This window comes from Candidatus Seongchinamella marina, from assembly GCF_026262685.1.
Taxonomy (GTDB): Bacteria; Pseudomonadota; Gammaproteobacteria; order Pseudomonadales; family Halieaceae; genus Halioglobus; species Halioglobus marinus.
Map to the genome: position 1 here is coordinate 950022 of NZ_SHNP01000001.1, position 24840 is coordinate 974861.

The 24840-nt window shown below is 52.6% G+C and carries 22 protein-coding genes; 13 read left to right on the forward strand and 9 right to left on the reverse strand.

Translation table 11 applies throughout. The features are described 5' to 3' along the window. Nucleotides 1-117: 117 nt before the first annotated feature. The 3 genes from EYC87_RS04275 to EYC87_RS04285 are packed head-to-tail and all read left to right on the forward strand — an operon-like array spanning nt 118 to nt 2694. Complete coding sequence (locus tag EYC87_RS04275) at nt 118-1362, forward strand: porin (RefSeq protein WP_279251758.1); 1245 nt, start codon at nt 118-120, stop codon at nt 1360-1362. After that, nucleotides 1362-1925: an FMN-binding protein gene (locus EYC87_RS04280; RefSeq protein WP_279251759.1), complete on the forward strand. Its 564-nt coding sequence runs from the start codon at nt 1362-1364 to the stop codon at nt 1923-1925. The genes EYC87_RS04275 and EYC87_RS04280 overlap by 1 nt, the downstream gene beginning before the upstream one ends. After that, nucleotides 1915-2694: a PepSY domain-containing protein gene (locus EYC87_RS04285; protein WP_279251760.1), complete on the forward strand. Its 780-nt coding sequence runs from the start codon at nt 1915-1917 to the stop codon at nt 2692-2694. Before EYC87_RS04280 ends, EYC87_RS04285 begins: the two co-directional genes overlap by 11 nt. Here EYC87_RS04285 and EYC87_RS04290 read toward each other — a convergent pair. The 3 genes from EYC87_RS04290 to EYC87_RS04300 form a co-directional block, all read right to left on the reverse strand. Continuing rightward, nucleotides 2691-3443 (reverse strand): hypothetical protein, encoded by a 753-nt coding sequence (locus EYC87_RS04290; protein ID WP_279251761.1) that lies wholly within the window; start codon nt 3441-3443, stop codon nt 2691-2693. The genes EYC87_RS04285 and EYC87_RS04290 overlap by 4 nt on opposite strands. A gap of 33 nt (nt 3444-3476) precedes the next feature. Further along, the gene (locus tag EYC87_RS04295; RefSeq protein ID WP_279251762.1) at nt 3477-3638 is read right to left on the reverse strand and encodes a YqaE/Pmp3 family membrane protein; all 162 of its coding nucleotides are present in this window, start codon (nt 3636-3638) and stop codon (nt 3477-3479) included. Between the two features lie 69 nt (nt 3639-3707). Further along, complete coding sequence (locus EYC87_RS04300) at nt 3708-4739, reverse strand: AraC family transcriptional regulator (protein ID WP_279251763.1); 1032 nt, start codon at nt 4737-4739, stop codon at nt 3708-3710. Nucleotides 4740-4841: 102 nt separating this feature from the next. Here EYC87_RS04300 and EYC87_RS04305 point away from each other — a divergent pair, with 102 nt between their 5' ends. Both EYC87_RS04305 and EYC87_RS04310 read left to right on the forward strand, forming a co-directional pair. Beyond that, complete coding sequence (locus tag EYC87_RS04305) at nt 4842-5162, forward strand: 2Fe-2S iron-sulfur cluster-binding protein (RefSeq protein WP_279251764.1); 321 nt, start codon at nt 4842-4844, stop codon at nt 5160-5162. 24 nt (nt 5163-5186) lie between these two features. Beyond that, nucleotides 5187-6431 (forward strand): cytochrome P450, encoded by a 1245-nt coding sequence (locus EYC87_RS04310; protein WP_279251765.1) that lies wholly within the window; start codon nt 5187-5189, stop codon nt 6429-6431. 151 nt (nt 6432-6582) lie between these two features. Here EYC87_RS04310 and fdxA read toward each other — a convergent pair whose 3' ends face one another. The 3 genes from fdxA to EYC87_RS04325 all read right to left on the reverse strand — a co-directional run bounded on the left by fdxA (nt 6583) and on the right by EYC87_RS04325 (nt 10532). Further along, nucleotides 6583-6906 carry a ferredoxin FdxA gene (gene fdxA / locus EYC87_RS04315; RefSeq protein WP_279251766.1) on the reverse strand — a complete coding sequence of 108 codons (324 nt, stop codon included), beginning with the start codon at nt 6904-6906 and terminating at the stop codon, nt 6583-6585. 189 nt (nt 6907-7095) lie between these two features. Continuing rightward, nucleotides 7096-9675 carry a DNA mismatch repair protein MutS gene (mutS, locus tag EYC87_RS04320; RefSeq protein WP_279251904.1) on the reverse strand — a complete coding sequence of 860 codons (2580 nt, stop codon included), beginning with the start codon at nt 9673-9675 and terminating at the stop codon, nt 7096-7098. Nucleotides 9676-9959: 284 nt separating this feature from the next. Beyond that, nucleotides 9960-10532: a peroxiredoxin gene (locus tag EYC87_RS04325; RefSeq protein ID WP_279251767.1), complete on the reverse strand. Its 573-nt coding sequence runs from the start codon at nt 10530-10532 to the stop codon at nt 9960-9962. 217 nt (nt 10533-10749) lie between these two features. Between EYC87_RS04325 and EYC87_RS04330 the strand changes: the two genes are divergently transcribed. From EYC87_RS04330 to EYC87_RS04345, 4 genes are all read left to right on the forward strand, one after another. Beyond that, the gene (locus EYC87_RS04330) at nt 10750-11448 is read left to right on the forward strand and encodes a Crp/Fnr family transcriptional regulator (protein ID WP_279251768.1); all 699 of its coding nucleotides are present in this window, start codon (nt 10750-10752) and stop codon (nt 11446-11448) included. Nucleotides 11449-11566: 118 nt separating this feature from the next. Beyond that, the gene (locus tag EYC87_RS04335) at nt 11567-12376 is read left to right on the forward strand and encodes an acetoacetate decarboxylase family protein (protein WP_279251769.1); all 810 of its coding nucleotides are present in this window, start codon (nt 11567-11569) and stop codon (nt 12374-12376) included. Between the two features lie 8 nt (nt 12377-12384). After that, entirely contained in the window at nt 12385-13539 is a 1155-nt protein-coding gene (locus EYC87_RS04340; protein ID WP_279251770.1) for a 3-hydroxyacyl-CoA dehydrogenase NAD-binding domain-containing protein, read from the forward strand. Between the two features lie 210 nt (nt 13540-13749). Beyond that, nucleotides 13750-15183, forward strand: coding sequence for an MFS transporter (locus tag EYC87_RS04345; RefSeq protein WP_279251771.1), 1434 nt, complete (start codon nt 13750-13752; stop codon nt 15181-15183). A 10-nt stretch (nt 15184-15193) separates the two neighbouring features. On the opposite strand, the gene EYC87_RS04350 is transcribed toward EYC87_RS04345, so the two are convergent. Next, complete coding sequence (locus tag EYC87_RS04350; RefSeq protein ID WP_279251772.1) at nt 15194-15847, reverse strand: TetR/AcrR family transcriptional regulator; 654 nt, start codon at nt 15845-15847, stop codon at nt 15194-15196. Between the two features lie 108 nt (nt 15848-15955). Here EYC87_RS04350 and EYC87_RS04355 point away from each other — a divergent pair, with 108 nt between their 5' ends. The 4 genes from EYC87_RS04355 (at nt 15956) to EYC87_RS04370 (ending at nt 21915) form a co-directional block, all read left to right on the forward strand. After that, a complete protein-coding gene (locus EYC87_RS04355; RefSeq protein WP_279251773.1) occupies nt 15956-18391 on the forward strand; it encodes a TonB-dependent receptor in 2436 nt (811 codons plus the stop codon). A 29-nt stretch (nt 18392-18420) separates the two neighbouring features. Further along, nucleotides 18421-19413 carry an alpha/beta hydrolase gene (locus EYC87_RS04360; protein WP_279251774.1) on the forward strand — a complete coding sequence of 331 codons (993 nt, stop codon included), beginning with the start codon at nt 18421-18423 and terminating at the stop codon, nt 19411-19413. A 93-nt stretch (nt 19414-19506) separates the two neighbouring features. Continuing rightward, the gene (locus EYC87_RS04365) at nt 19507-20538 is read left to right on the forward strand and encodes an alpha/beta hydrolase (protein WP_279251775.1); all 1032 of its coding nucleotides are present in this window, start codon (nt 19507-19509) and stop codon (nt 20536-20538) included. Nucleotides 20539-20607: 69 nt separating this feature from the next. Next, nucleotides 20608-21915: an NADH:flavin oxidoreductase/NADH oxidase family protein gene (locus EYC87_RS04370; RefSeq protein WP_279251776.1), complete on the forward strand. Its 1308-nt coding sequence runs from the start codon at nt 20608-20610 to the stop codon at nt 21913-21915. A 105-nt stretch (nt 21916-22020) separates the two neighbouring features. Here EYC87_RS04370 and EYC87_RS04375 read toward each other — a convergent pair whose 3' ends face one another. Continuing rightward, on the reverse strand, nt 22021-24015 hold the full coding sequence (locus EYC87_RS04375) for an acetyl-CoA carboxylase biotin carboxylase subunit (protein WP_279251777.1): 1995 nt from the start codon (nt 24013-24015) through the stop codon (nt 22021-22023). A 15-nt stretch (nt 24016-24030) separates the two neighbouring features. Further along, on the reverse strand, nt 24031-24840 hold the full coding sequence (locus tag EYC87_RS04380; RefSeq protein WP_279251778.1) for an enoyl-CoA hydratase/isomerase family protein: 810 nt from the start codon (nt 24838-24840) through the stop codon (nt 24031-24033).

Below are 24840 nucleotides of genomic sequence, written 5' to 3' on the forward strand. Positions count from 1 at the left end.
AGTCCTCAACTTAATTACAATTCTTAATAAGAATGATTTGCATTTAGATCAATCTTTGGCTAAAGTCCTTCCCAGCTGGCGAGAGCCAATCTGATTTACAACGTAAGAGGGGACACAATGACCAAATCGAGCCTTTACAAGGCCTCCACATTTTTACTGCTGAGCGCTGCCAGTGTTGGTGCAACCGCTGCCGCGCAAACCCCCAACCTGGAAGAGATGTGGGAGTTAATTCAGCAACAGCAGCAGGAGATCGAAGCACTGAAGGCTGAGGCTGCCATTCGAGAAAACCAGTTTTTAGTGGTTGAAGAGCGCCTGGACGATACTGCCGATGCAGTGGTACAGGTTGCCGAAATGAGGCCTCCCATCAGTAATGCCGGAGGTAATACCACGCTGGGCGGTTATGGGGAAATGCACTATAACAATCTGGAAGATCAGAACAGTGATGGTGAGAAAACCGAATTAGATTTTCACCGCTTTGTTCTCTACCTGGGTCACGAATTCAACGAGAATACGCGCTTCTTCAGTGAGCTGGAGCTGGAACACTCACTGTCTGGTGACGGCAAGCCGGGCGAAGTCGAACTGGAACAGGCTTATGTAGAGCACGACTACCTCAACAACCATAGCGTGAAGGCGGGCTTGTTCCTGATGCCTGTCGGTTTGATGAATGAAACGCACGAGCCGCCCACCTTTTATGGGGTAGAGCGTAACCCTGTTGAGAAGAATATTATTCCTGCGACCTGGTGGGAAGGAGGTTTGGCCGTCACAGGGCGCTTTGGTCAAGGCTTTAGCTACGACGCCACCGTGACCTCAGGCCTCGGACTGGAAGACGGTGAATACAAGATTCGCGATGGCCGTCAAAAATTAGCCAAGGCCAAGGCTGAGGCACTGGCTTACACCGGTCGCTTGAAGTACACCGGCGCTGCCGGCCTGGAGCTGGGAGTTACCGCTCAGTATCAGGAAGACCTTTACCAGGACATGCTAGCTGAGACCATCGATGCCACCCTGCTTGAAGCACATGTCAGCTGGCAGACAGGCAATTTCGGACTACGTGCTTTATATGCCCGCTGGGATATTGATGATGCGATCAACGCTATCAAGCTGGGCGCCAGTGAACAAACGGGTTGGTTCATCGAACCAAGCTGGCGCATAAGTGATAGCTGGGGTGTATTTGCCCGCTACAACGAATGGAACAATCTGGACGGGGCCAGTGTAGACGGTGGTATTGCCCAATTGGATTTGGGTGTGAACTATTGGCTGAATCCTAACGTGGTGTTCAAGCTGGATTTCCAAAAACAGGAAGCTGAAAAAAGAGGTGCCAAGGAATTAGATGGCTTTAACCTCGGGGTGGGCTACCAGTTCTGATGAGCATGCCCGGTCAATGGCTGAAGCTGCCTCTGCGTTTTTTACGCAGGGGCTTTTTGCTGTTTGCAGTGTTGGTCCCGCTGGCGGCGGCAGAAGATTATTTGAGCACTGACGAGTTTCTCAGTCAGGTGTTTGGGAGCTCAGTGCCAGCGGCTGAAAAAATGTGGATTAGTGCTGAGCAGCGTCAGGTAGCTGTTAATAGTATTGGTCTTGGGCGGCCGCCAATTCGCGTTCACTATTGGCGTGAGGGCAAGCGCAGTGCCTGGATTTTGCAGGAAGTAGGCAAAGAGAAACCTATAACCATCGGTGTTGGACTGAATGCCGGTCAGGTGGAGACGGTTCGTATTCTGGCTTTCAGGGAGAGTCGCGGGTGGGAGGTCAAGTACCCTTACTTTACTGAACAGTTTAGTGGAGCAACGGTCGATGAAAATAATCGATTGGATAGACGTATCGACGGCATTACCGGCGCGACGCTGTCTGTGAATGCAGTTCAGAAAGTAGTGCGTTGGGCAGTATATCTTGATCGCGGTCTTGAGCCTGCGATAACTGCTGATGCCCACTAGAATCTTTCGTCAGATACGCCTGTTTTTACTGCGCTGGCATCGGCGCCTGGGCGTGGCTGTATCGCTGTTGTTGATTTGGCTGGCCCTGTCGGGTATTGCCCTTAATCACTCGTTCGACTGGGGGCTTGATCAAACTACCGGGCCACAAATACTGCAATCAGTTTATCGTGGCGACAGCATTGAGTTCACCAGTTACAAAGCCGGTGACATGTGGGTCAGCCATAACGGGGCCAGCACACTCTACGTGCAGGGGAGGGAGTTGGGTTACTGCGGTACGCCGTTTGCCGGTGCCGTTTCGTTTGCCGGTGAGTTAATTGCAGCCTGCGGCGACACCCTACTGCTGATAACACCAGCTGCTGAACTCATAGAGGCTATCGATATTGGCTATGACCTTGAGGCAGCACCTACCGGAATCGGCATAAACACATCAGGACTCTGGTTAAAAAGCGATAATGGTGCATATGCCGTCGACCTGAATAGCCTGACATTTACGCTCTCCACCGAAGCGGTCAATGCGGTTGATTGGGCAGTTCCCGGGCGGCACGGGGACACAATTCATGCTGCTTTAGAGAAGGCTTCGTTCGGCAAAGGAGTGTCCTTGACACAAATGTTGCTGGACCTGCACAGCGGTAGGTTTTTTGGCAAGCTGGGAACGGCAGGAATGGATATGGTGGCAGTGCTGTTAATATTGCTGGCTAGTAGCGGTGTGTGGGTGTGGACGACCAAGCCCGGGCGTTTCCGCCGAAAGCACTCTCGTGAAAAGTATTAGACCCGGGGCCCGTTAACGGTTGGAAAGCCCATTAGCCCATCTATTTGTTCTTCCCCGTGTACATGTTGGATGATTCGGAAAAGCAAACCCGCCGCTGAACCATTAAGTAAGGCATCAACCACCATGTCATCGGTATCAACAGCTGCAGCGTTATTTAACAGTTTGCGGAAAGTTCGGGCGAAGTTTTCTGAGTGTCGCTCGCGGATATCAGTACCGTAGAAAATTTCGCACAGTATCGTCATGTCTTTCCGGTTAGTGACCGCCAGTGAAATCATCTTGCGTATAAACCATGAATGGTCGCCGGTAGCAGTGCGGTGACGCTGTTCAGAGAATTCCTCCCCGCTAATTTCCTCTGTACCGGTTGGCCCACATACAGACATGTAGTGAAAGGCAGCAATAGTGCCTAATTGTTCCTGCACTAGCTCGCTTAACTTGAAATAAGAATCTCGCTGGGAGTGCACTTCAAGTCGGCGGGCGCTTTGTTCCTGAATGGAGATCGCTTTGGTGTTTGCCGTTATTTCTTTTTGCTGCATGAAGTGGCCGATCACCAGCCACAAAAAAGCCAGGGGAGCGAAAGCGCCTTCCAGGAAACTGCCAATATCTGCAGTAGGAAGGTGTACGAAATTGCCCCAGCCAACCACCTGGAGAAGATAGAGTAATCCGGTGCTAATCCACAGCAGTGTGACGCTCAGACCAAAGGCGACACGCCAGTCAATGGGCAAAAAGCCGCCGGAGTCGCTAGTACTCATTGCGCGGCCCTCGCAAATCCCCTGAGCTCAGCATTAAAGCACTGTCAGCCATATTGCGTGGAGTACGCCGGGCACCCACATCAGCAAGCACAGTACGATGTTAATGACGAGGTCAGAACCGATACCTTTTTTTAGATATACGGCCACTGGCGGAAGAAAAATAGCAACGACCAATGCGATAATTTTATTATCCATTTTGATTACCTTTTGCTGTGAACGAATTCCCAGATATCAATATAAGGGAGCGGAAGCTCGAAGGCTATTTTATTGACGCTTTGATTGCTGTCGAAACTCCTGAGGAGAGACACCGTGCCAGCGGCGAAAGGCCCGACGAAAATTTGCGCTATCGTGATAGCCCAACAGCGCCGCAATGGACTCAACGCTGAGGCCGGAATCTCGCAAGTGGTGCGAGGACATTGTGGCAAGAATTTGATCGCGTATTTGCCGATAGCCACTGCCTTCTCGTTGCAGACGCCTGGCGAGCGTTCGCTTGGAAACGAACAGTGATCGTGCCACGTCCTCTTCATTTACGCTGCCGACCGGCTGCGCCAGAAGGTACCGTTTGACTCTGTCTGACATGGATAACGAGGTTACCGGAACCTCTTCTAACAGGCGTGCACATAAAGACCTGGCAGCAGCGTGAGAGTCAGTTTCACCAGAAGGGTTGAGTTCTGCACCCATTGCAACCGGGATCTGCAGGCAGTTTTCTTCCTGATTAAAGAGCACCAGTGAATGAATGTAATCACCATAGCTGGCAGCGTAATCCGGGGATTCATAGTTTAACTTGATCAGTGCTTCGGTTAACTTCCTTCCCAGAAATGACTCAATAAGCGACTGTAAAACCAGTACAAAACACTCTAAAAGCATACGTGATTGAGTCGCGTCTGCACGCAACCGATAATCAACTTTACAGGTAAGCCATCTATCGTCTTGTTCAACCGTCAGGTAGGCGAAAGGGATGCGTATCGGTAAAAAGTCCCTGAGCGACATTAGAGCGGTCAACAAGTCAGGACTAGAGAGCGCTACATAGCCGATTGGACCGTGTGCAGAAGGCTGTAACTGCCTGCCCATTCTTAAGCCAAAGTCGGGCGCATTGCCAAGGACTCTGGCGTTTTGCATCACTCGCAACTGCTGTTCCCCGGTAATTCTGGATTCATCTCCCGCTAATAAAATCTCAGGCGCAAGACCGGTGCCAGCAAGAAGTTTTGAGAGGTCGCGCTCCAGTAGGCCGAGTTCCCTAGCGATAATGCGGGAGTAACTACTGGGAATGAAATAAGGTTCGCTGTCTGGCTGCATACGGTTATTGTCTTTTAATGACCCCTTAGTGTCAAAAAATGACCTCCTCATGAGGAGAGTGATCATTAGACAATGACGCCACTTATGTTAAGGAGTCCAGCAATGCCCAAGATCACCCTGATTGAGTTTAATGGCACCAACCACACTATCGATGCCGACGTTGGTAAATCCCTGATGCTCAATGCCATCGATAATGGCGTACCTGGCATCGACGCCGATTGTGGCGGCGCCTGTGCCTGCGGCACCTGCCATGTATTTCTCAATGAAGATTGGTCAGAAGCAGCAGGGGTAGCCAATTCCCTGGAAGACGCCATGTTGTGCATGCGCCCCGACCGGGAGGAGGTCTCACGACTGAGCTGCCAAATAGAAATTACCGAATCGATGGACGGGATGACCGTGCGAATGCCTGAATACCAGATGTAAATTGATGCAACAGGAGAGAATAGTGTGAGCCAGTCAGCGGCACAGCCCGACCCTTTGAGCGCTGCATTGCAGGATATCGACTTTAGCGATCCACGAATGTTCCAGCGTAATAACTGGCATGGCTATTTCGCCCGACTGCGGGATGAGTCTCCGGTGCATTATCAGGCAGAAAGCCCCTTTGGTCCTTTTTGGTCGGTGACACGTTTTGCCGATATTGTTGCGGTAGACAGCAACTTTGAGGACTTTTCTTCGGAGCCAACAATCGTTATCGGCGATCTTGATGACGATATGCCGTTAGAGCAGTTTATCGCGATGGATCCGCCTAAACACGACGTGCAGCGCAAAGCTGTGCAATCTGCAGTAGCACCGCAGAATTTGGCGCAGATGGAGGCACTCATTCGTTCACGGGTTGCTGATATTCTCGACCAATTGCCGATGGGCGAAACCTTTGATTGGGTTGAGAAAGTTTCTATTAATCTGACCACCCAAATGTTGGCAACGCTTTTTGACTTTCCCTTTGAAGAGCGTTCCAAGTTGACTTATTGGTCTGACATGGCAACCGCCGCGCCTGAAGTTTCAGGGGGTGAGGCGGACCCTGAAGAGCGTCAAGCCGCGCTGATGGATTGTCTGGCCACTTTTACTCGCCTCTGGCATGAGCGCAAAGGCACCGAGCGCAGCAGCCTCGATCTTATTTCCCTGCTGCAGAAGGATCCCAATACCGAAGATATTGTCGATAAGCCCATGGAGTATCTTGGTAATTTGATATTGCTGATTGTGGGGGGTAACGATACCACTCGTAATTCAGCGACCGGCGGCGTGCTCGCACTCAACCAAAATCCGGGTGAGTACGACAAACTGCGTGCTGATCAAAGCCTGATTCCCTCAATGGTGTCTGAGATTATTCGTTGGCAAACGCCTTTGGCTCACATGCGCCGGCGCGCTGCCCGCGACCTGGAGCTGAATGGCCAGCAGATCAAAGAGGGTGACAAGGTTGTGATGTGGTACATGTCCGGCAATCGCGATGAGCGGAGCATTGATAACCCTAATGACTTCATCATTGACCGGAACAACCCGCGGCACCATATCGCGTTCGGTTTTGGCATACATCGCTGTATGGGGAATCGCCTCGCCGAGATGCAACTTCGAATCCTGTGGGAGGAAATCATGCAGAGATTTAGTCATGTGGAGGTGATTGAAGAGCCGCGGCGTGTGCTCTCAAATTTTGTGAATGGCTATGAAGAATTGAAGGTGCGAGTGCATCCGGTATAGCACTCGCTGGAGACCAATGAGTTTGCTGGTGTAATCGCAGTAGTCCCGGGTGGCAGCTGTGCTATTGAGGGCAGATGACGGCTAAGTGCCGTAAAGAGGCTGCTTTGCAAAAAGTTGCAACTTGCTGTCTGCAGGTTGGCGAGAGCGAAAATCAGCGTTCCAGCAGTTCCAGTTTATTCGGTTTGCCGGCCCATTCCTCAGCATCCGGCGCGGGTCCTTTCATTTCGGTAATACAAGGCCAAACTTCTGCCAGTTCAGCATTCAGTTCCAGGAATACTTGCTGGTCTTCGGGCAACTCGTCCTCGGAGAAAATGGCGTCTATGGGGCATTCCGGTTCGCACAGTGCGCAGTCGATACACTCGTCCGGGTGGATTACCAGGAAGTTGGGACCTTCGTAGAAACAGTCGACCGGGCAGACTTCCACGCAATCCGTGTGCTTACACTTGATACAATCTTCGCCAACAACAAATGTCATTCTCTACAAACCTCTATGCAATCTTGTTCACTGCCACCCTTGCTTCAATTTAGGATCCAGTGGGTTTAGTGTCTCATGGCCCCCGCCGGAGACAGGAGCGATAGTGCGCGAACGGGCTCTAGCGATCCAGCTCCAAACTAGCGCGCGATAGTTTACCCGCAAGGCTTCTTGATTTGAAGGGCTCCGGGCCTAGAGTTTTCGCTTTAACTCATAGAGTTTTTCCAGCGCCTGCCTGGGGCTAAGGTCGTCTAGGTCGAGCGCTTCCAGGTCATTTACAACCGGGTGGGGAGCAGGGCTGTTGAAAAGATCCACTTGAGGTGAAGGCGCAGCTCCCAGGCCTGGCCCGGGATCTTTGCCTGGGTTCTGGCTCACCGCTGCGTCCGCTGCTTGAGACTCATCAGGCCTCGCTTTCTCCAGGGCTTTTAATTTATCCCCCGCTGCTTGCAACACTCGCGACGGAATGCCTGCCAGTTTGGCGACTTGCAGTCCGAAGCTGCGGTTGGCGGGCCCATCCTGAATATGGTGCAGGAAGACCACGTGATCCTGATGCTCGGTTGCGTCCAGATGCACGTTGGCCATGGTAGGGCACTGCTCGGGAAGCGCAGTCAACTCAAAGTAGTGAGTGGCAAACAGGGTGAAGGCTTTTACGTTCTGTGCCAGCTCAACAGCGGCTGCCCACGCCAGGCTGAGTCCGTCAAAGGTACTGGTGCCGCGTCCTACCTCATCCATTAACACCAGGGACCGTGGCGTGGCATTGTGCAAGATGTTCGCAGTTTCGGTCATCTCTACCATAAACGTAGAGCGACCGGACGCCAAGTCGTCTGATGAACCGATACGGGTAAATATTCGATCCATGGGCGCTAGCCGTGCCGCAGACGCCGGAACATAACTACCGATATGAGCGAGTAGGGCAATGACTGCGTTTTGTCGCATGTAGGTAGACTTACCACCCATGTTGGGGCCGGTGATAAGCAACATACGTCGCGAGTCGTCCAGCAGAGTGTCGTTGGCAATGAACGGTTCTTCGAGCACCTGTTCCACCACTAAATGACGACCCTGGCTCACTTCAAAGACCTGTTCGCGATCAAATTGTGGTCGGCATAAGCTTAAACTGTCGGCGCGCTCGGACAGGCATGCCAGAACATCGATTTCCGATACAGCAGCTGCGGTGTCTTGCAGCTGGCCCAGTTGTTCGTTGAGGCGCTCGATCAACTCTTCATAAAGTGCTTTTTCCCGAGCCAGTGCTCGACTCTTGCTGGAAAGTGCCTTGTCTTCAAATTCTTTGAGTTCGGGGGTGATAAAACGCTCTGCATTTTTGAGTGTCTGGCGTCGAATATATTCCGCGGGTGCCTTATCCGATTGGGCGCGACTTATTTCGATGTAATAGCCATGCACCCGGTTATAGCCGACCTTTAAAGTTGATATCCCGGTGGCCTCCCGTTCCCGCTGTTCTATTTCCAGCAGGTAGTCAGTGGCGCCAGTGCTAATTTTACGCAGTTCATCCAGTTCAGCATCGTAACCATTGGCAATCACACCACCCTCGCGGATCACTACTGGGGGGTTTTCGATGACGGCTCGCAGCAGCAAGTCCACCGTGTCGGGGTAATCACCCGCTTGGTCAGCAAGTTTGCTCAACAGCGTTGCCGAGCACTGTCCTAGTTCTGAGCGCAATTGAGGTAGGGCCGCAATTGAGCTAAGTAGTCGAGTCAGGTCTCGGGGCCGGGCACTGCGCAGTGCCACCCGGGTAAGAATGCGCTCCATGTCGCCAATCGGCTTGAGTGCGTCACGAACGGTTTCGTAATGATAATTGGCACATAGAGCGCCTATGGCATCCTGTCTCGCTTCCAGTGTCGAGATATCGGTAAGGGGCCGGTGTAGCCAGCGACGCAGGAGGCGGCTGCCCATGGCAGTAACGCCTTTGTCGAGAACCGAATAGAGGGTGTTGGTGTCTCCGCCAGCCATATTGATATCGATCTCAAGATTGCGACGGGTAGCAGCGTCCAGGATCACGCTAGCCTCGCGGCTTTCATGGCTCATGCTGCGAATATGCGGAAGACTGGAGCGTTGGGTGTCCTTGACGTATTGCAGCAGGCAGCCGGCGGCTCCTATGGCAAGCTTCAGCCGATCGCAGCCGAAGCCCTGAAGGTCGTGAGTCTGGAATTGGGTATTGAGGGCTCGACTGCCAGATTCATTGTCAAACTCCCACTCCGGCTGGGCTCTGGCTCCCCGGCGGCTGGTGATGGCGGTATGTCCAATGGTGTCGCAATACAGCGTCTCTGCCGGATCGAGTCTTTGCAATTCGCCGGTGAGGGCCTCGTCGCCTGACACCTCCAATACCCTAAATCGACCGCTGGCCAAATCCAGATAGGCCATGCCGTAATCTTCGCCGCGCTGTGATACAGCCAGTAGCAGATTGTCTACGCGCTCTTCCAGTAGCGCCTCGTCGGATAGCGTCCCGGGTGTGACTACCCGGACTACTTTGCGCTCAACCGGCCCTTTGCTGGTAGCAGGGTCGCCTATTTGTTCGGCAATCGCGACCGAAACACCGGCCTTCACCAGTCTCGCCAGGTAATTTTCTGCGGCGTGGTAGGGCACGCCACACATGGGAATAGGCTCACCATTGGACTTTCCCCTGGCCGTCAGGGTGATGTCCAGCAGTTCAGCTGCGGTCTTGGCGTCGTCGTAAAACAGTTCATAGAAATCCCCCATACGATAAAACAGCAGGTCCCGTGGGTGATCGGCTTTGATCGCCAGAAACTGAACCATCATGGGGGTGTGTTCGGAATTATTTTTGGTCGTCGCGTTGCTCAAAATCTTTACAGTCAGCAGGTATGCGTGAGGGTCGCTAACAGTAGCAGCTTTCGGGTCGCTGATGTAGCGCAAACTGCGTCGCGACAATCAGTCCGCCGGGTATCGGTTTCCTTTGACGGCTGCCCACGATGATCAGGGTGCGGCGGAGGTATCTCGTGCGAGCCCTTAAACGGAAATCAGAGTGTGCGATTCAGCTTAGGGGGAATAATCGGGCTGTCCAATGAACAGCCCTGGAGGTCGTTTTAGCCCTTAAAAGCTTTGCTGGGGTCGCTCACACCGGGTGCGTATGTGCCTTTAATGTAAGCCAGCATCGTATCGGCGTCAGAGACTTCGAAGGGGTCGGTAGGGCAGTTGTCGGCGAAGTCAGGCTCCACAAACATTTTTTCTATTTTGCGATCATTAACCAGCATGGAATAACGCCAGGAGCGCATGCCGAACCCCACGTTGGACTTGTCAACGAGCATCCCCATTTTACGGGTAAATTCGCCATTGCCGTCGGGCAGTAAGGCAACATTCTCATTACCGATTTGCTTGCCCCACTGGAACATGACAAAAGCATCGTTTACTGAAACACAAATGATGGAATCTACACCCTGTGCCTTAAACTCTTCGAACAAAGCCTCGTAGCGGGGCAGGTGGTTAGAGGAGCAGGTAGGGGTGAATGCACCCGGCAGCGAAAATACTACAACCCTTTTGCCGGCAAACAAATCATCGGTACATTTGTCTTCCCAGCGATAAGGGTTGGGCCCTAGGACAGATTCGTCGTGCACGCGAGTTTTGAAAGTCACGTTGGGTAGTTTTTCGATTGCGCTCATAATGATTTCCACTGATCGATGATTGAAGGTTATAATAATAGGCTATCAAGAACACTGGTTAAAATTAGATTTAGCTATCGGGGCGACTTGGTTTTACCTATCGTGTTTGCCTGCTAATATCTGGCATTGGGTGCTGTTCCGGCAGACTTTGCTTGAACCGAGCAAGTCAGGGTTCCAGTTTGAATTATTCCCCTTATCAATGACTACCGTATGCTCAATGACCGAGATTGATTTTCAAGCCATCGTTTCACGCTCTCCCTGGTTTGAAGGCTTGCCAGAAGAGGCGTTGGGGAAGCTAGCGGCTGCTTGTGTGCGCCGGCACCTTGATGCTGGTGAGTGTATTTATCGCCAGGGTTTCCCTACGACTGAGGTCTATTGCATCACCAAAGGGCGGGTGCGGGTTTCACTGCACAGTCCCAATGGCCAGGAGTTCGCGCTGATTGAAAGGGAGCCGGAGGCCTGGTTCGGTGAGCCGGGATTGTTGAATGACGAGGGTAGGGTGCTGGAAGCCAGTGCCATTGACGCTGTCGAGTTGCTGGTTATTCCGCGGGAAGCGGTCCTGGAGATTGCTGAGCTGCATCCGCTGACTTACAAAAACCTGTTTCATTACAATATGCAGACTCTCCGTAATATGCATCAATTGGTGGGTGGCATTCTGTTTTACCCGCTAAAAGCAAGAGTAGCAGGTCGGCTTTTGTACCTGTTGGAGGGACATGGGCAGCAGACGGAAGAGGGCTTTCTGTTGGATATAAAGGTAAGTCAGAACGATTTTGCTCGCTTGGCGCTGGGTTCCCGGCAACGCGTCAACAAAATATTTCGCGACTGGAGCATGCGTGGCCTGGTGGAAACTCGTAACGATTTCTTGCTTGTTCCAGATCCTGAGCGGTTGAAGGAAGAAATTAGTCTGTTTGAGTAAGCAGGGAGTCACCTTGGTGACAGGGTCGGCTCCAAAAAAACTGCTAGCATCCGATTTGAATTCCCACCCCGGCCATTAGTTCGCCGGCATTCATACCCACAAAACTGCGGAAGCCAAGATGTTCAAACTTGATCCTCAGGGCAGCTATATGATGCCTGCCCATTTCGGCCCCAGACCCTTTTCTCCCAAGTCCAGTGGTTGGTATCGAGATGTCACCAGCATGACGGTGGCTTTTGTTACCGAGCGGGAGGCACTGGCAGCATATCTCCCTGCGCCATACCGCGTGGCTGATATTCCAGTGGTCACCATCACCTACGCCTGTAATCGACAAGTTGATTGGCTTGCGGGGCACGGCTACAACCTGGTCGCGGTCAACGCTGCGGCAGTGTTTGAAGGCGAAGATGAAACGCTGGAGGGCAACTTCACGTTGATTATGTGGGAGGATCTCGCCGATCCCATTCTCACCGGCAGGGAGATGCAGGGCATACCCAAGGTGTATGCCGATATTACCGAGCACAGCGTAATAGATGGACACTGGCACACCAGCGCGGGTCATTTTGGACACAAGTTCCTTGATGTGAACATTACAAACCTGCGCGAGCCGACTCCAGAGGAAGTTGTTGGCAATGCTCGGGCTCGCAAGGGCAAAGACAATCCGATGGCGTGGCGTTATATGCCCGCTGTCGGTGGCTTTGGCCAGGCGCTAAATGACGCAACGACATATCCCTCGGAGAATGTCATTGACGAAGCATGGGTGGGAGAGGGCAGTGCAGCATGGCAACACCTCACCTGGGAGCAGAACCCGACCCAGTTTCATATCGTTAATGCGCTGGCCGATCTGCCAGTCCTTAGCTGGCTGCCCGCAACGGTTGCCAGGGGTTCGACTAATCTTGTGGTGCTGGATCGACTACCGCGAAGGATTAGCTAGGCATCGTTATGGCCATACCTGAAATCAAAACAGTGTGTTTTGTGGGCGCCGGCACCATGGGCTGTTACAACGCTTTGGCTGCCGCGGTCTCTGGCTATCAGGTAGTTTTATACGATGCCAGCACTGATAGTCTCGAACGTATACCAGAAGTTCAGCAAGAGCTGGCGATGATGCTTGTTGGCGGCGGCTATTGCAGCGAAGCAGACGTGCACCAGGCGCTCACGAGGACTCGTGTGAGTGCTGACCTGAGTGATGCGACAGAGGGCGCGGATCTTGTCAGTGAATCTGTATTTGAGGAAAAGCAACTTAAGCGTCGGGTGCATGCAGAGCTGGACGAGTGTTGTCCCGAACGCACCATACTGACATCAAACTCATCAGGGTTACTGGTGTCCGATATTGAAGATGTGGTTGCCCGGGGTGATCGCTTCGCGGCAATGCACTCGCATCTGGGGTCAGCCTTAATCGATATCGTTCCGGGAGCCAGGACTTCGGCGGAAACTCTGGATGTACTGAAACGTTATGTGCTTAGTATTGGCGGTGAGCCGCTGGTACTGCTCAAAGAAAACCCGGGTTATTTGCTTAACGCCATGCTGGGTCCGGTGATAGGAACGTCACTTGCGCTGTGGACGCGGGGTGATTACTCACGTGATGAAATTGATTCAGCGTGGATGGCTCACCTGGATGCGCACATGGGCCCCCTGGGGCTGATCGATTTCTTTGGTATACCGCTGGTGCGAGACACCTGGCAACACCGGGATAAAGGGGACGCATTGCAGGCCTTTCGCAGCGACATCCTGGAATCACTCGAGTTAATGGTCGCTGATGGCAAGCTGGGCATGAAAAGTGGATCTGGCTTTTATCGCTATCCAGAGCCAGCTTATCAGCAGTCTGGCTTTGTTCGCGCTTGTTCCGACCTGCCAGCGTCACGGATACTGCAAGCAGTCCTCATCGCGCAGGGGGTGATATTAGCCGCTGACGAAATTGCTGATCCAGGCGATATAGACAGGGCCTGGTGTGTCGGTACACATCTGGCTAAGGGACCGTTCCAGCTGTTGGCCGACTCAGCCAGGGAAACACTGGAGGGTGATTTACTGCAGCTCTTGGAGCTGAAGCTCATGGGCAGAGCGGATGTAGCTCGAGCGCTGGAATGGCTGCAACAATAGAACAGGCGTCAGGATGATGCCATTCAGTAGATTTGGAGCGTTTGTCTGGTCTCAAGGGCAAGACAGCTGCGGTCAATGGAGGGTAGGGACTGCGGTTTGCTTTAATAGTGAGGCAGGCGCCTACACCAGTGGAACTATTATTGCGGTGCACGACGCTTCTTTGATCAATGATCAAGGTTTGCGCAGTCCTCGGCCGGAGCAGCTTGTTTAATGGCAGCGATACCACTTAGTACACGACTCAGTTACGGTGTCGGACAGTTATCCGACGGCGTCAAGCAATCTGCTTTTAGCACCTTTCTGTTTTTTTATTACAATCAAGTGTTGGGGTTGTCGGGCAGTCTAGCGGGTTCGGCGGCACTGCTGGCGCTATTAGTGGATGCAATCACTGACCCCATGGTGGGGCAATTGTCGGACCGATTTCAGTCGCGGTGGGGAAGGCGTCATCCTTTCATGCTAGCCGGGGCTGTGCCCTTTGGTATAGCGATATTTATTTTGTTCAGCCCGCCAGCTGATTTGTCCCAAGCGGCCTTGTTTGCGTGGATGCTTGGAGGTGCAATCAGCGTCAGGCTAATGCTGACACTGTTTTATGTGCCCCACCTGTCCCTGGGTGCAGAGCTGGCCAAGGACTATTATGGGAGGACATCACTGATTGGCTACCGGGTATTCTTCGCGTATGCCGGTATCCTGGTCACCAGCGTGGTCGGTTTTTCCCTGTTCTTTCCACCGTCAGAAATGTATCCCAACGGGATGCTCAACAAAGCCAGTTACCCTGGCTTTGGCTTGTTTTGCGGGATGATGGGTTCTACCGCCATGCTGTTGTCTGTTGCCGGCACCTGGCGGTCTATTCCTGAACTTAGCAAGCCGGTGATAACAGGCAATGAGTCTACCGCCTGGCTGGCGTTTATCGGTGTATTCAGAACGCTGAAACTCGACTCGTTTCGGGTATTGTTTGCAGCAATCCTGATGTTTTCTACCCTGGCGGGAGTGTCACAAACACTGATGATTTACGTGGCAACTTATGTGTTTGAGTTCAAGCCGGGGCACCTCGCCGGACTCGCAAGCTCAGTTTTAATAGGCATTACTTTTGCTTCGTGGGTGGCTCAGGGGCTTTCTGCTCGTTTCGATAAAAAGCGGGCACTCAGAATCTGCGTGATCACTGGCGGATTTTTCGCATTCTCACCACAGATACTTTATTTCGGTGGGTTTTTGGGCCAGGTAGATGATGCCCTGAAGTTTACCCTGGTATTTAGCGTCAACGGTATTTCGCAGATCTTTTTCATTGCCTACATGATCTTGCTCGACTCGATGCTGTCAGACAGTATCGATGAACATCAATTAAACTGCGGCAAGCGTGAGGAGGGCCTGTTTTTTGCTGCTCGCTCTTTCGCAACCAAGGCCAGCTATGGATTGGGCAGCTTTTTAGCGGGTATCGGTTTGGACATCATCGAGTTCCCCAAGTCGGCGACACCGGAGACTGTGCCCGTTGAGGCAATCATAAAGCTGGCGATTCTTTCTGGCCCGGTACTGTTGTTCTTTTTCATTGCCACCGTTTTGATTTCCAATCGTTATCCAATGAGTGAGGCAAGGCACAGGGAAATCATGGGAAAAATTGCGCAGCGTGAGAAGCCGGAATTCAAGGACTAAGTCGCGAGCCTCAGTTAAACGCAGAAGCGTTTCTGACCAGCAATTTAACCAGTATTTCGGCGTGCCTTTCAACCACTGCATCTGTTCTTGATTCAACATTAAACAGTAGTTCGCACTCAGGGGCGAAGTAGAACAGTGTTGAACTGGCGCTGATCAGTATGTAGTACCAGTGCACAAAATCTTCGCGATCCAGTCCCAGGGTTTGGTTTGCGAGGGTTTCCATGGCAATGCAGGCAGGCCTGATATGGCCGTCTATGAGGTGTTGAATACGCCAGGACTTCGTTGTTGCTTCCTGGCTTACCAGTGCGCTGACCTCGGGATGAGAGGCACTAAAGTGCACGTAGAACCTTACAATAGTGGCCAGCTGCTCTTCCTTGGACAACTCCTTGAGAATTACAAAGCGCTGGTCAATTTTGCCACGCATTTGCCCAAAACAGGCATCTGCCACTGCCCGCCAGAGCGAATCCTTGTCAGCAAAGTGATAAGCCACAAGCCCCCGGTGGACATCCGCCGATTTCTCTATGTCCCTAACGGTAACGCCGTCATAGCCGCGATAGGCGAACAGGTGCGTGGCCGCATCCAGCAGTTTTTGCCGGGTGATTTCGGTTCGCTCCTGAGTGCGTTTGGCCTTCTCTTTTTTTGGCGTGGCTATACGTTGCATCATGGCTAGTATAACCGAGTAATACTGGAAATAGATATAAAATTTGTAGACATGCTAAATATTAAATATTAAATTAGCATAACTACTAATTAATTCAAAATGAGGACACGCATGAACGCTAATAGCAAAAAGAGACTAGCGCTCGCACTGGCGGCCGCCACAGCAGGCTTGGCCGCATCTGCAGCGTCTGCACAGATGGTGCTGGAAGAGGTCGTAGTTGTGGCCAATCGCGTGGAATCCAACCTGATGGAAACGGCGACTGCGGTCACTGCCTTCGACTCGGGAATGCGTGACCAGTTGGGTATTGAGAATGCTCAGGATATTTCGGCACGCACCCCCTCTCTCACTATAGCCCCCAGCCGTATCAGTATCAGGGGTATTGGACGTCCCACCGTAGCACTGGGTTCAGACCCGGGCGTTGGGCTCTATTGGGACGGCGTCTACAACACCGAGAACGATGTCTTCAGTTATTCCAACTTCCTCGATATCGATCGTATCGAAGTATTGCGTGGACCTCAGGGTACCCTGTACGGACGCAACTCTATCGGTGGTGCGATCAATTTCATCAGTAAGCAGCCAACGCAGGAGTGGGGAGGAAAGATCGTCGCCGAATTGGGTAATTACGATTCCTATATTCTCCAGGGCATTGCCAGCGGTCCGGTGACCGATAAGCTTTCGGTACTGGCAGCATTGTCAAAAATTGAGCGTAAAGAAGGCTTTCAACAGGACGTAGATAGCGGTCGAGATTATGATCTAGCGGAGAGTACTTACGGAACAGTCGCCTTCACTCACGATACGACTGATCGCTGGAGTAACTCTTTAAAAGTGTATACTCGCGACGGCAGTACGACGCCAGAAAACCCTTACGTGCTTGACGCTTTTTCGACTGACTTCATACCGATTGTCAACGATGTAGAAACTGGAACTCAGCTTAACTTTGGGGGTTTCTTTCCCGGAGAGAGCTTTGTAAATACTTTGCAGGGGATGACCAGAGACAATCCAGCCCTGCGCAATGAAAAAGATGTATCAATCGATCGCAAACCGTTTGTGGATAATGAGCGTGATTCTGCAATTTTTATTAGCGATTATGATGCTGACAGCTTTGCACTTAAGTACACCTTCGGATATTCCAAGTTTGAATATGCTTCCGATTACGATGCAGATTTAATTCGCGCTGAGGATTCCGGCCTGGATTGGAGTCAGTTGGAGTTGGCGCCCGGATTGCCTGTTTCTCTTCTCACCGGTTACACGTTTACGCCTGCGGATACCACTCGTCCATTTTCTCAGGAGTCTACGTTCACCTCGCATGAGCTGCAGTTTATCAGCGACTTCGATGGCGATATAAATTTCATCGGTGGTCTTTACTACTATGACAGTGAAGAAGATCAGGCGCTGGCGTTTATCGAGCATAACCAGGAGTTGAGGGAGACTTACGCCGTTCTTGCGACCTTCGTGGGCAGTGGGCCCGTGCCAGTGGATTTGGAGGATGGCTACTTATTCCGCGGTGAAGCGGCCATCGAAACTACCTCATATGCTGCTTACGGACAGATGAACTGGGATATGACTCTCGATACTATCCTGACCCTCGGCTTGCGCTACACCTACGATGAAAAAGACGCTAGCGATAATTATTTTGTCCAGTGGGTTGGCGATCCGGATGACCCAACTGTTTACCGTGATATCAAGGACGACTGGAATAAGGTGACCTGGCGTGTAGGCGTGGATCATTTCTTTAATGACGATCACTTTGTGTACGGTTTTGCTGCAACCGGTTATCGCTCGGGTGGCTTCAATTTAATGACCCCTACTGGGGCTGACCAGGTCGGGGCAGTAGACCCTGAAGATTTGTTGTCGTTCGAAATAGGCTACAAAGGAACGTTCTGGGATCAACGCCTGAATTTGACCACTGCGGTTTACCTTTACGATTACGAGGATCTGCAGGTACTCAGGTCGGACATTGTTGAAGGCGTGCCTCTGACTGTTTATGAGAATGCAGAAGAAGCAGAAGCCTGGGGCGTTGAGATGGAACTGGTAGCACTGCTCACTGAAGGCTTGACCTTCAGTATGGCCGCATCCTACAACGACACGGAATATAAGGATTTCAGCTCAGTAGACAACGAAGCCTGTAGCCTTGGCCCGCTCAGAGAAGGCAACAGCCAGGATCTGTTGTGCACTGAAGCTCAGGATCTTGCCGGCAACAGTTTTCCACTCACTCCGGAAACCAGTTTTTCTGCCAATCTGATTTATGACTGGGAAATGCTGTCCCTTAACTGGATGGCGACCACCAGTTACCTGTATACCGACGAGCAGTACACATCGCTGTTCAACAACGATGATTATGATCTGCTGGATAGCTATGATCGTTGGGATGCTCGTCTATCTGCTGGTTCCACTGACCTGACCTGGGAAGTCACTGCTTATGTCAAAAACATCAATGATGATCGCGAGGTTTTCTTTAAAGGGCGGCCCAGTACTATCAACGATACAACCGGTTACGATCTTACAGCGCCGCGCACATACGGCCTCAGGTTGACCTACAACTTCTAGCACAATGGAAGTTAACGAGAGCAGCTAGCATGCATCAGCGCAAAAATGTTGTCTCCGGTTTTAAAGCACGGCTTGCGTCGGCTGTTGTCATTCTGAGCTGCTTTGCTCCACTGTGGGTCAACGCCGGCCCCGAGGCGCCGGGGGGAGTTGATCGCGAAGCTGTGATCATCTGGAGTCAGGGCGTGCGCCTTGCCGGCGATGTATATCGTCCTCATGACAGTATTGACGGTCACAAGTTGCCCGGCATCTTGATGGTTCCGGGCTGGGGCGGTAACAAAGAAAACGTGGGCAAGAACTATGCTAGCTACTTCGCAGAGGCAGGGTTTGTCGTGCTTGCCTTCGATTTCAAGGGTTGGGGTAAAAGCGACGGACCGTTACTCGCGGCGACAAAGCTTGAGCCTACCGAAGAATCAGCGGAGGTAACACTCAAAGCCACTCATGTTCGCAAGGTGGTTAGCCCTTTTTCTATGGCTGCTGATGTCAGGGCAGCTCTTCATTATCTCGGGGGTGAACCCGGTGTAATGTCGAACAAACTCGGTATATGGGGTACCTCCATGGGTGGCGCTCTGGCACTGGTGAGCGCGACCGGCGACGATCGCATTAAGGCCTATGTCACTCAGATGGGACCAGTGAATTATTCCTACAATTTAAAGCAGTTGCCTGCAGAAATGATGAGGCAAGCGGAGGCCGAGGCAGCGAGAGGTGAAATACCGCCTTATCCTGGGCCTGAAAGTGAAAGCGATCCGCGTCTTCGCGGTTATCCAGACTGGGTTGCATTAAAGCAGTTCGAGCCATTGGCTACGCTGAATCGGCTGGATGCGCCAACATTGATCATTGATGCTGAAGACGAGACCTTATTCGACCCCTCGAAAAACGGGGGGCTGTTGTATGAATCGATAAAAGGGCGACTACCCTCGCGTTATGTCACTTACCCTGGTGGCCACTACGAAATGTACCAGGGAGAAAACCTCAGCGCTTCAAGAGGTGAGGCACTGGCCTGGTTTGTTAAGTACCTGAATTAGGTTTCCCCGCCCAGCAAAATTTCAAAGAAAGCGACATCTAAACGTTCGCTGTTTATACTGCCGGCCCTCTGTCTCAAAATCGGAAGCGAGTGAATGAGTAAATTAAGTGATGATCCCCGCATAGATCCGCGTATCAAGGAATTAATGGGCTCCATGCCAGTCGCGGCTGCAAAGAATGTTGAGAACCGGGAGAAATTACTAGAGAGAGCGAGTAGGCCGGAAAGCTTGGCGCGGATGAACGAAATGACCGCAATGTTTGAGCTGGCAGACAATGAACAGGTTGCGCCTTCTGATGGGCTGAGTATCACAGAGCATGAATTTGTCTCGCAGCCGGACGGCAATACCATCAAAATCCAGTTCATCCGTCCTGATTCTGATCAGCATCTACCGTGCGTTTATTACATCCATGGCGGTGGTATGCAGTCCATGTCCTGCTTTAACGGGCTTTATCGCGCATGGGGTAAGATCATCGCTGCTCAGGGAGTCGCGGTGGCGATGGTTGATTTCCGAAACTGCGTAACGCCGTCCTCAGCGCCCGAAGTCGCGCCATTTCCGGCGGGGCTAAATGATTGCGTATCAGGGCTACGCTGGCTGGTGAGCCAGGCCGAGGCGTTGGGTGTCGACTCCCAGCATATTATTGTCTCTGGTGAGAGCGGCGGCGGCAACTTGACACTCGCCACTGGTTTACAGCTGAAGAATGATGGCGATATTGGTTTGGTCAGGGGGCTCTATGCGTTATGCCCCTACATCGCAGGCGCCTGGCCGCAGGACCGTTACCCTTCGTCGGTGGAAAACAACGGCTTATTACTGGATCTTCATAATAATCATGGCGCTGTGGCCTATGGTATTGCTGAATTCGAGAACGGAAATCCACTGGCATGGCCAGACTTTGCCTCAGAAGAAGATGTAAAGGGGCTGCCGCCCACAGTTATCAGTGTCAATGAATGTGACCCGTTGCGAGACGAGGGCATTGCCTTTTATCGTTTGCTGCTGCGTGCTGGCGTGGCCGCCCGCTGTTTGCAGGTGATGGGTACCATTCACGGAACCGAGATTTTTGCCGTGGCCTGTCCGGACGTGAGCCGCGAAACCGCAGCCAGTATTGCGCGTTTTTGCCGCGAAGCCTGATCTTCATAAGCTCTGCACCCAACCCCGGGTGCGGGGTGACTGAATAAAAAAATAGCGATAACCAAAACTATGCAAAAAAATTCAGCCAGCTCGAGACCATTGAAGGAATCGTTAATCCTGCCCTGTGGAGCCACACTTGCCAATCGTATCGCCAAGGCCGCGATGACAGAGGGTCTCGCTTCAGCCGATGGGTTGCCTACCCCCGAGCTTGAAACGCTTTACGGGTTATGGAGTGACGGGGGCGCAGGCATGTTGCTGTCAGGCAATATACAAGTGGATGCCGACCATTTGGAACGACCAGGTAATGTGGTTATAGATCGGGAGCCGAATGAGCAGATGAAGGCTGCTCTCGCCTCTTGGGCGCAGGCAGGCACACGCCAGGGTAATCACTTCTGGGCGCAGATCAGTCACGCGGGAAGACAGACCCAGAACAACGTTAATCCGCATCCCAAGGCCCCCTCTGCAGTGAAACTTGGGCTACCTGGTGGACAGTTCGGCGAGCCCGTGGCGCTTACTGAAGCTGAAATACAAGACCTTGTGGGCCGCTTTGCGCTGTGCGCCCGGGCGGTTAAGGAGGCAGGTTTTACTGGCGTGCAAGTTCATGCTGCTCACGGTTACTTGTTATCCCAGTTTCTCAGCCCGCGCTCTAATGTGCGCACCGATCAATACGGAGGGGTGCTCGAAAATCGTGCGAGAATGTTACTTGAGGTTGTGCGCGCTGTGCGTGAGAGTGTTGGCCCCTCTTTTCCCGTGGCGGTTAAGCTGAACAGCGCAGATTTCCAGCGAGGTGGATTTGATTTTGCCGATAGCTTGCAGGTTGCGCAGTGGTTACAGCGAGAAGGTGTCGATTTATTAGAGATCTCAGGTGGTACTTACGAGCAACCCAAACTTCTGGGTGTGGAAGGGGTAGAAGAGGTTGATCCGCAGGAGGTGGCGCAGTCTACCCAGCAGCGAGAGGCTTATTTTGTTGATTTTGCCGTCGCCATGCGCGAGCAGGTTTCAATTCCATTCATGGTGACCGGTGGTTTTCGTCGGCGCGACGCAATGGAGCAGGCGGTCGCTACTGCAGGAGCAGACATCATCGGTATTGGACGTCCCATGTGTGTGATGACTGATGCGCCGGAACAGTTATTTAAGGGACTCGATGAGCTTCCACGTTATGAGAATGAGCTGTCTTTGTTTCCCCGTTGGCTGAGCTTTCTTAATCGCAGCCAGACACTTCGTACCATGGCGACGTTTAGCGTGCAGTATTGGTTTTACGCGCAGATTGATGAATTGGGACGCACCGGGCGTGCCAGACCTGAAATGTCAGTGTTCAGCGCGACGCGCCGTTTGATGGCGTCGCAAAAGCACTTGATGGCTCAGCGTTCCAGTTAGCCATTGGCAAGAAACCGCCGGGAGGCGGGAATAGCCCTCTGGCAGTTAACCTGGCCGGTGAAAGCTTCGTAGTTCGGGCGAACCTTGCTAACGCTTAAATGCTGTTCAGGCTTCTGTATCGATGTCGATGAGCAAGTCGTCCGCAGCGACCTGGTTATTGGGTTCTACCAGCACTTCGGTAACGGTACCTGAGGCGTCGGCGACAATCTCATAGTGCATTTTCATCGCTTCCAGTACAGCGAGAGTCTGCCCGCTTGCTACCTTGTCTCCTGCGCTAACTCTTATTTCCAGTAATAGACCGTGCATTGGAGCGACGACTTTACCGCTACCGTCAACCTCATCCTGCTGGCCATCAAGCCGAATTTGATCCTCGTAAACGTTGGTTCGACTGTTTATAGACAAATAAATTTTTCCCACACGGGGTTTCATGTATCGGACAGTGTGTTGCATGCCATCGATACTAATGTGAGCAGTGGTGCCTTCCGTTGAGATCAGCTCAACGCTGACCTCGTTATCTGCGTTGAATACTTTGTAGAGCTTGTCGCTAAGGGGCGTCACGCTCAAATCGTGGGTAGTTACCTCACTGTGGGTATATTTTTTTCGGGAGATCAGTGGGCTGGCGCTGGCCCAGTTGCGTAACTGGGGGGCAACAATGACTGCGCGATCGTAAAGCTCCTCGTATTCAAGTGATAGCTGTAGTGCCGCGGCGACAGCGCTATCGGTAAAATCGGGCTCCGGACTGCTTGTCTCTCCCTCCGCAAATTCCTCGGCGATAAAAGCTGTGGTGGCCTGGCCCTCTGCAAAACACCGTTTCTCAAGGCAGGCCACCAGGAAGTCGCTGTTATGTGTGGCGCCGAATAATACGGTTGCGTTCAGGGCTTCGATCAGGCGCAGACGGGCGATATCCCGTGTCGGACCGTGGGCTATTACTTTAGCGACCATCGGGTCATAAAAAGGTGAAATTTCCTGGCCTGTGCAGATACCACTGTCGATACGCACGCCAACGCCGCTGGCAGGAGACCATAGGTCTATCGATCCTGAGCTTGGCAAGAAATTTTGAGCGGGATCTTCCGTGTACAAGCGGGCCTCAATGGCATGTCCGGTGAGCGTAATGTCCTTCTGGTTAAGTCCCAGGGGCTCTCCTTGGGCCACCTGTAGTTGCAGTGCAACAAGGTCCAGGCCGGTAATCAGTTCGGTGACTGGATGCTCGACCTGTAAACGTGTGTTCATTTCAAGAAAGTAGAAATTGCCTTTTTCGTCCAGCAAAAATTCAACCGTACCGGCACCGCGATAATGAATGCTTTTTGCGGCTGCTACAGCTGCTGCACCCATCTCGGCGCGCAAGGTGTCGGTCATGACGGGGCAGGGCGCTTCCTCAATTACTTTTTGGTGGCGGCGTTGCACCGAACAGTCGCGCTCTCCCAGGTGAATCGTATTTCCCTGAGTGTCAGCAAATACCTGCACCTCTACATGGCGAGGCCGCACGATGGCCTTTTCCAGAATGAGTTCACCGTTGCCAAAGGCTGATTCAGCCTCGGCGCGCGCTAGTTTGATGGCGTTGACCAGTTCAGCCACGTCGTTCACCAGGCGCATGCCTCTGCCACCGCCGCCTGCCGCCGCCTTCACCATTAATGGAGCGTTGATTTTCTCGCCTTCAGCGATCAGTACCCTGTCGCTTTGGTCTGCACCTTCATAGCCGGGGACACAGGGTACCTTAGCGTCTAGCATGCGGCGTTTGGCTTCTGCCTTATTGCCCATCAGATGAATGGCATCGGGGCTGGGGCCGATAAAAATCAGGCCAGCCGCCTCGCAAGCGACGGCGAAGTCCGCATTTTCACTGAGGAAGCCATAACCGGGATGGACGGCTTGTGCTCCACTGATTCTCGCCGCCTCAATAATTTTTTCCTGTACCAGGTAGGACTCGTTAACAGGGCTGGGTCCGATGAAGATAGCTTCATCGGCCATTTTTACGTGGGGAGCTCCTGCGTCTGCATCAGAATACACCGCGACAGTACGATAGCCCTGTGCTTTGGCAGTGCGAATTACCCGGCAGGCTATCTCACCCCGGTTAGCGATCAATATGCTGGAAAATTTGGTCATTGTTTTCTCCGCTTCCTATTCTGCTGCCCAGCTGGGTTTGCGCTTTTCCACAAAGGCGCTAACGCCCTCCTTGCCCTCGTCGCTCAGCATGCACTTGGCGAAGCCTTGCGAGGCGAAATCCAGAGCATCAGAACGTGTTCGGCGAGTCGTTTCGAAGACTATTTGTTTCGTTGCGGCATTCGCACTCGGTGCACAAAGCCTGATTTGTTCAAGCACGCCCTCGCATTTGGCTTCCATGTCATTGGCATCTTCTGCGAGAATGTGTCCAATGCCGTAGTCGACCGCCTCGCTACCTTTGAACCGGGCGCCGGTCATCATCAACCGGCGAGCCTGCGTAAGACCTACACGTTCTGTGACGAAAGGTGCGATCTGCGCTGGCGGTATACCGAGACTGGTTTCACTGAGTCGAAACCTGGCGTCCCTCGTCACTATGGTGATATCGCCGACGCAGGCGAGACCCAGACCGCCGCCGATTGCAGCGCCCTCAACAAGCATAATGGTTGCCTGGGGCTGCTCATTCAATTTGACCATCAAGTTGCCAAAGCTGCGATTGCCCCTCGCTATCTCCTCTTCGTCAGGTGCGCCGCTCTGTAGCCCGGATTTGAATCCCTTGATGTCACCGCCGGCGCAGAACATGCCGCCTTTGCCGCGAAGAATGAGGGTGCGCAACGAGCGATCCTCTCTCACCGCGTCTAACACCGCTTCCATTTCTTCTACCATCTCTGCGGACAGCGCGTTTTTAGCTTCTGGCCGATTAAACCAAATCGTCAGGACGCTACCTTGCTGTTCAAGGACCAGGCACTTGGTTTGGGGTAATGTCGTCAT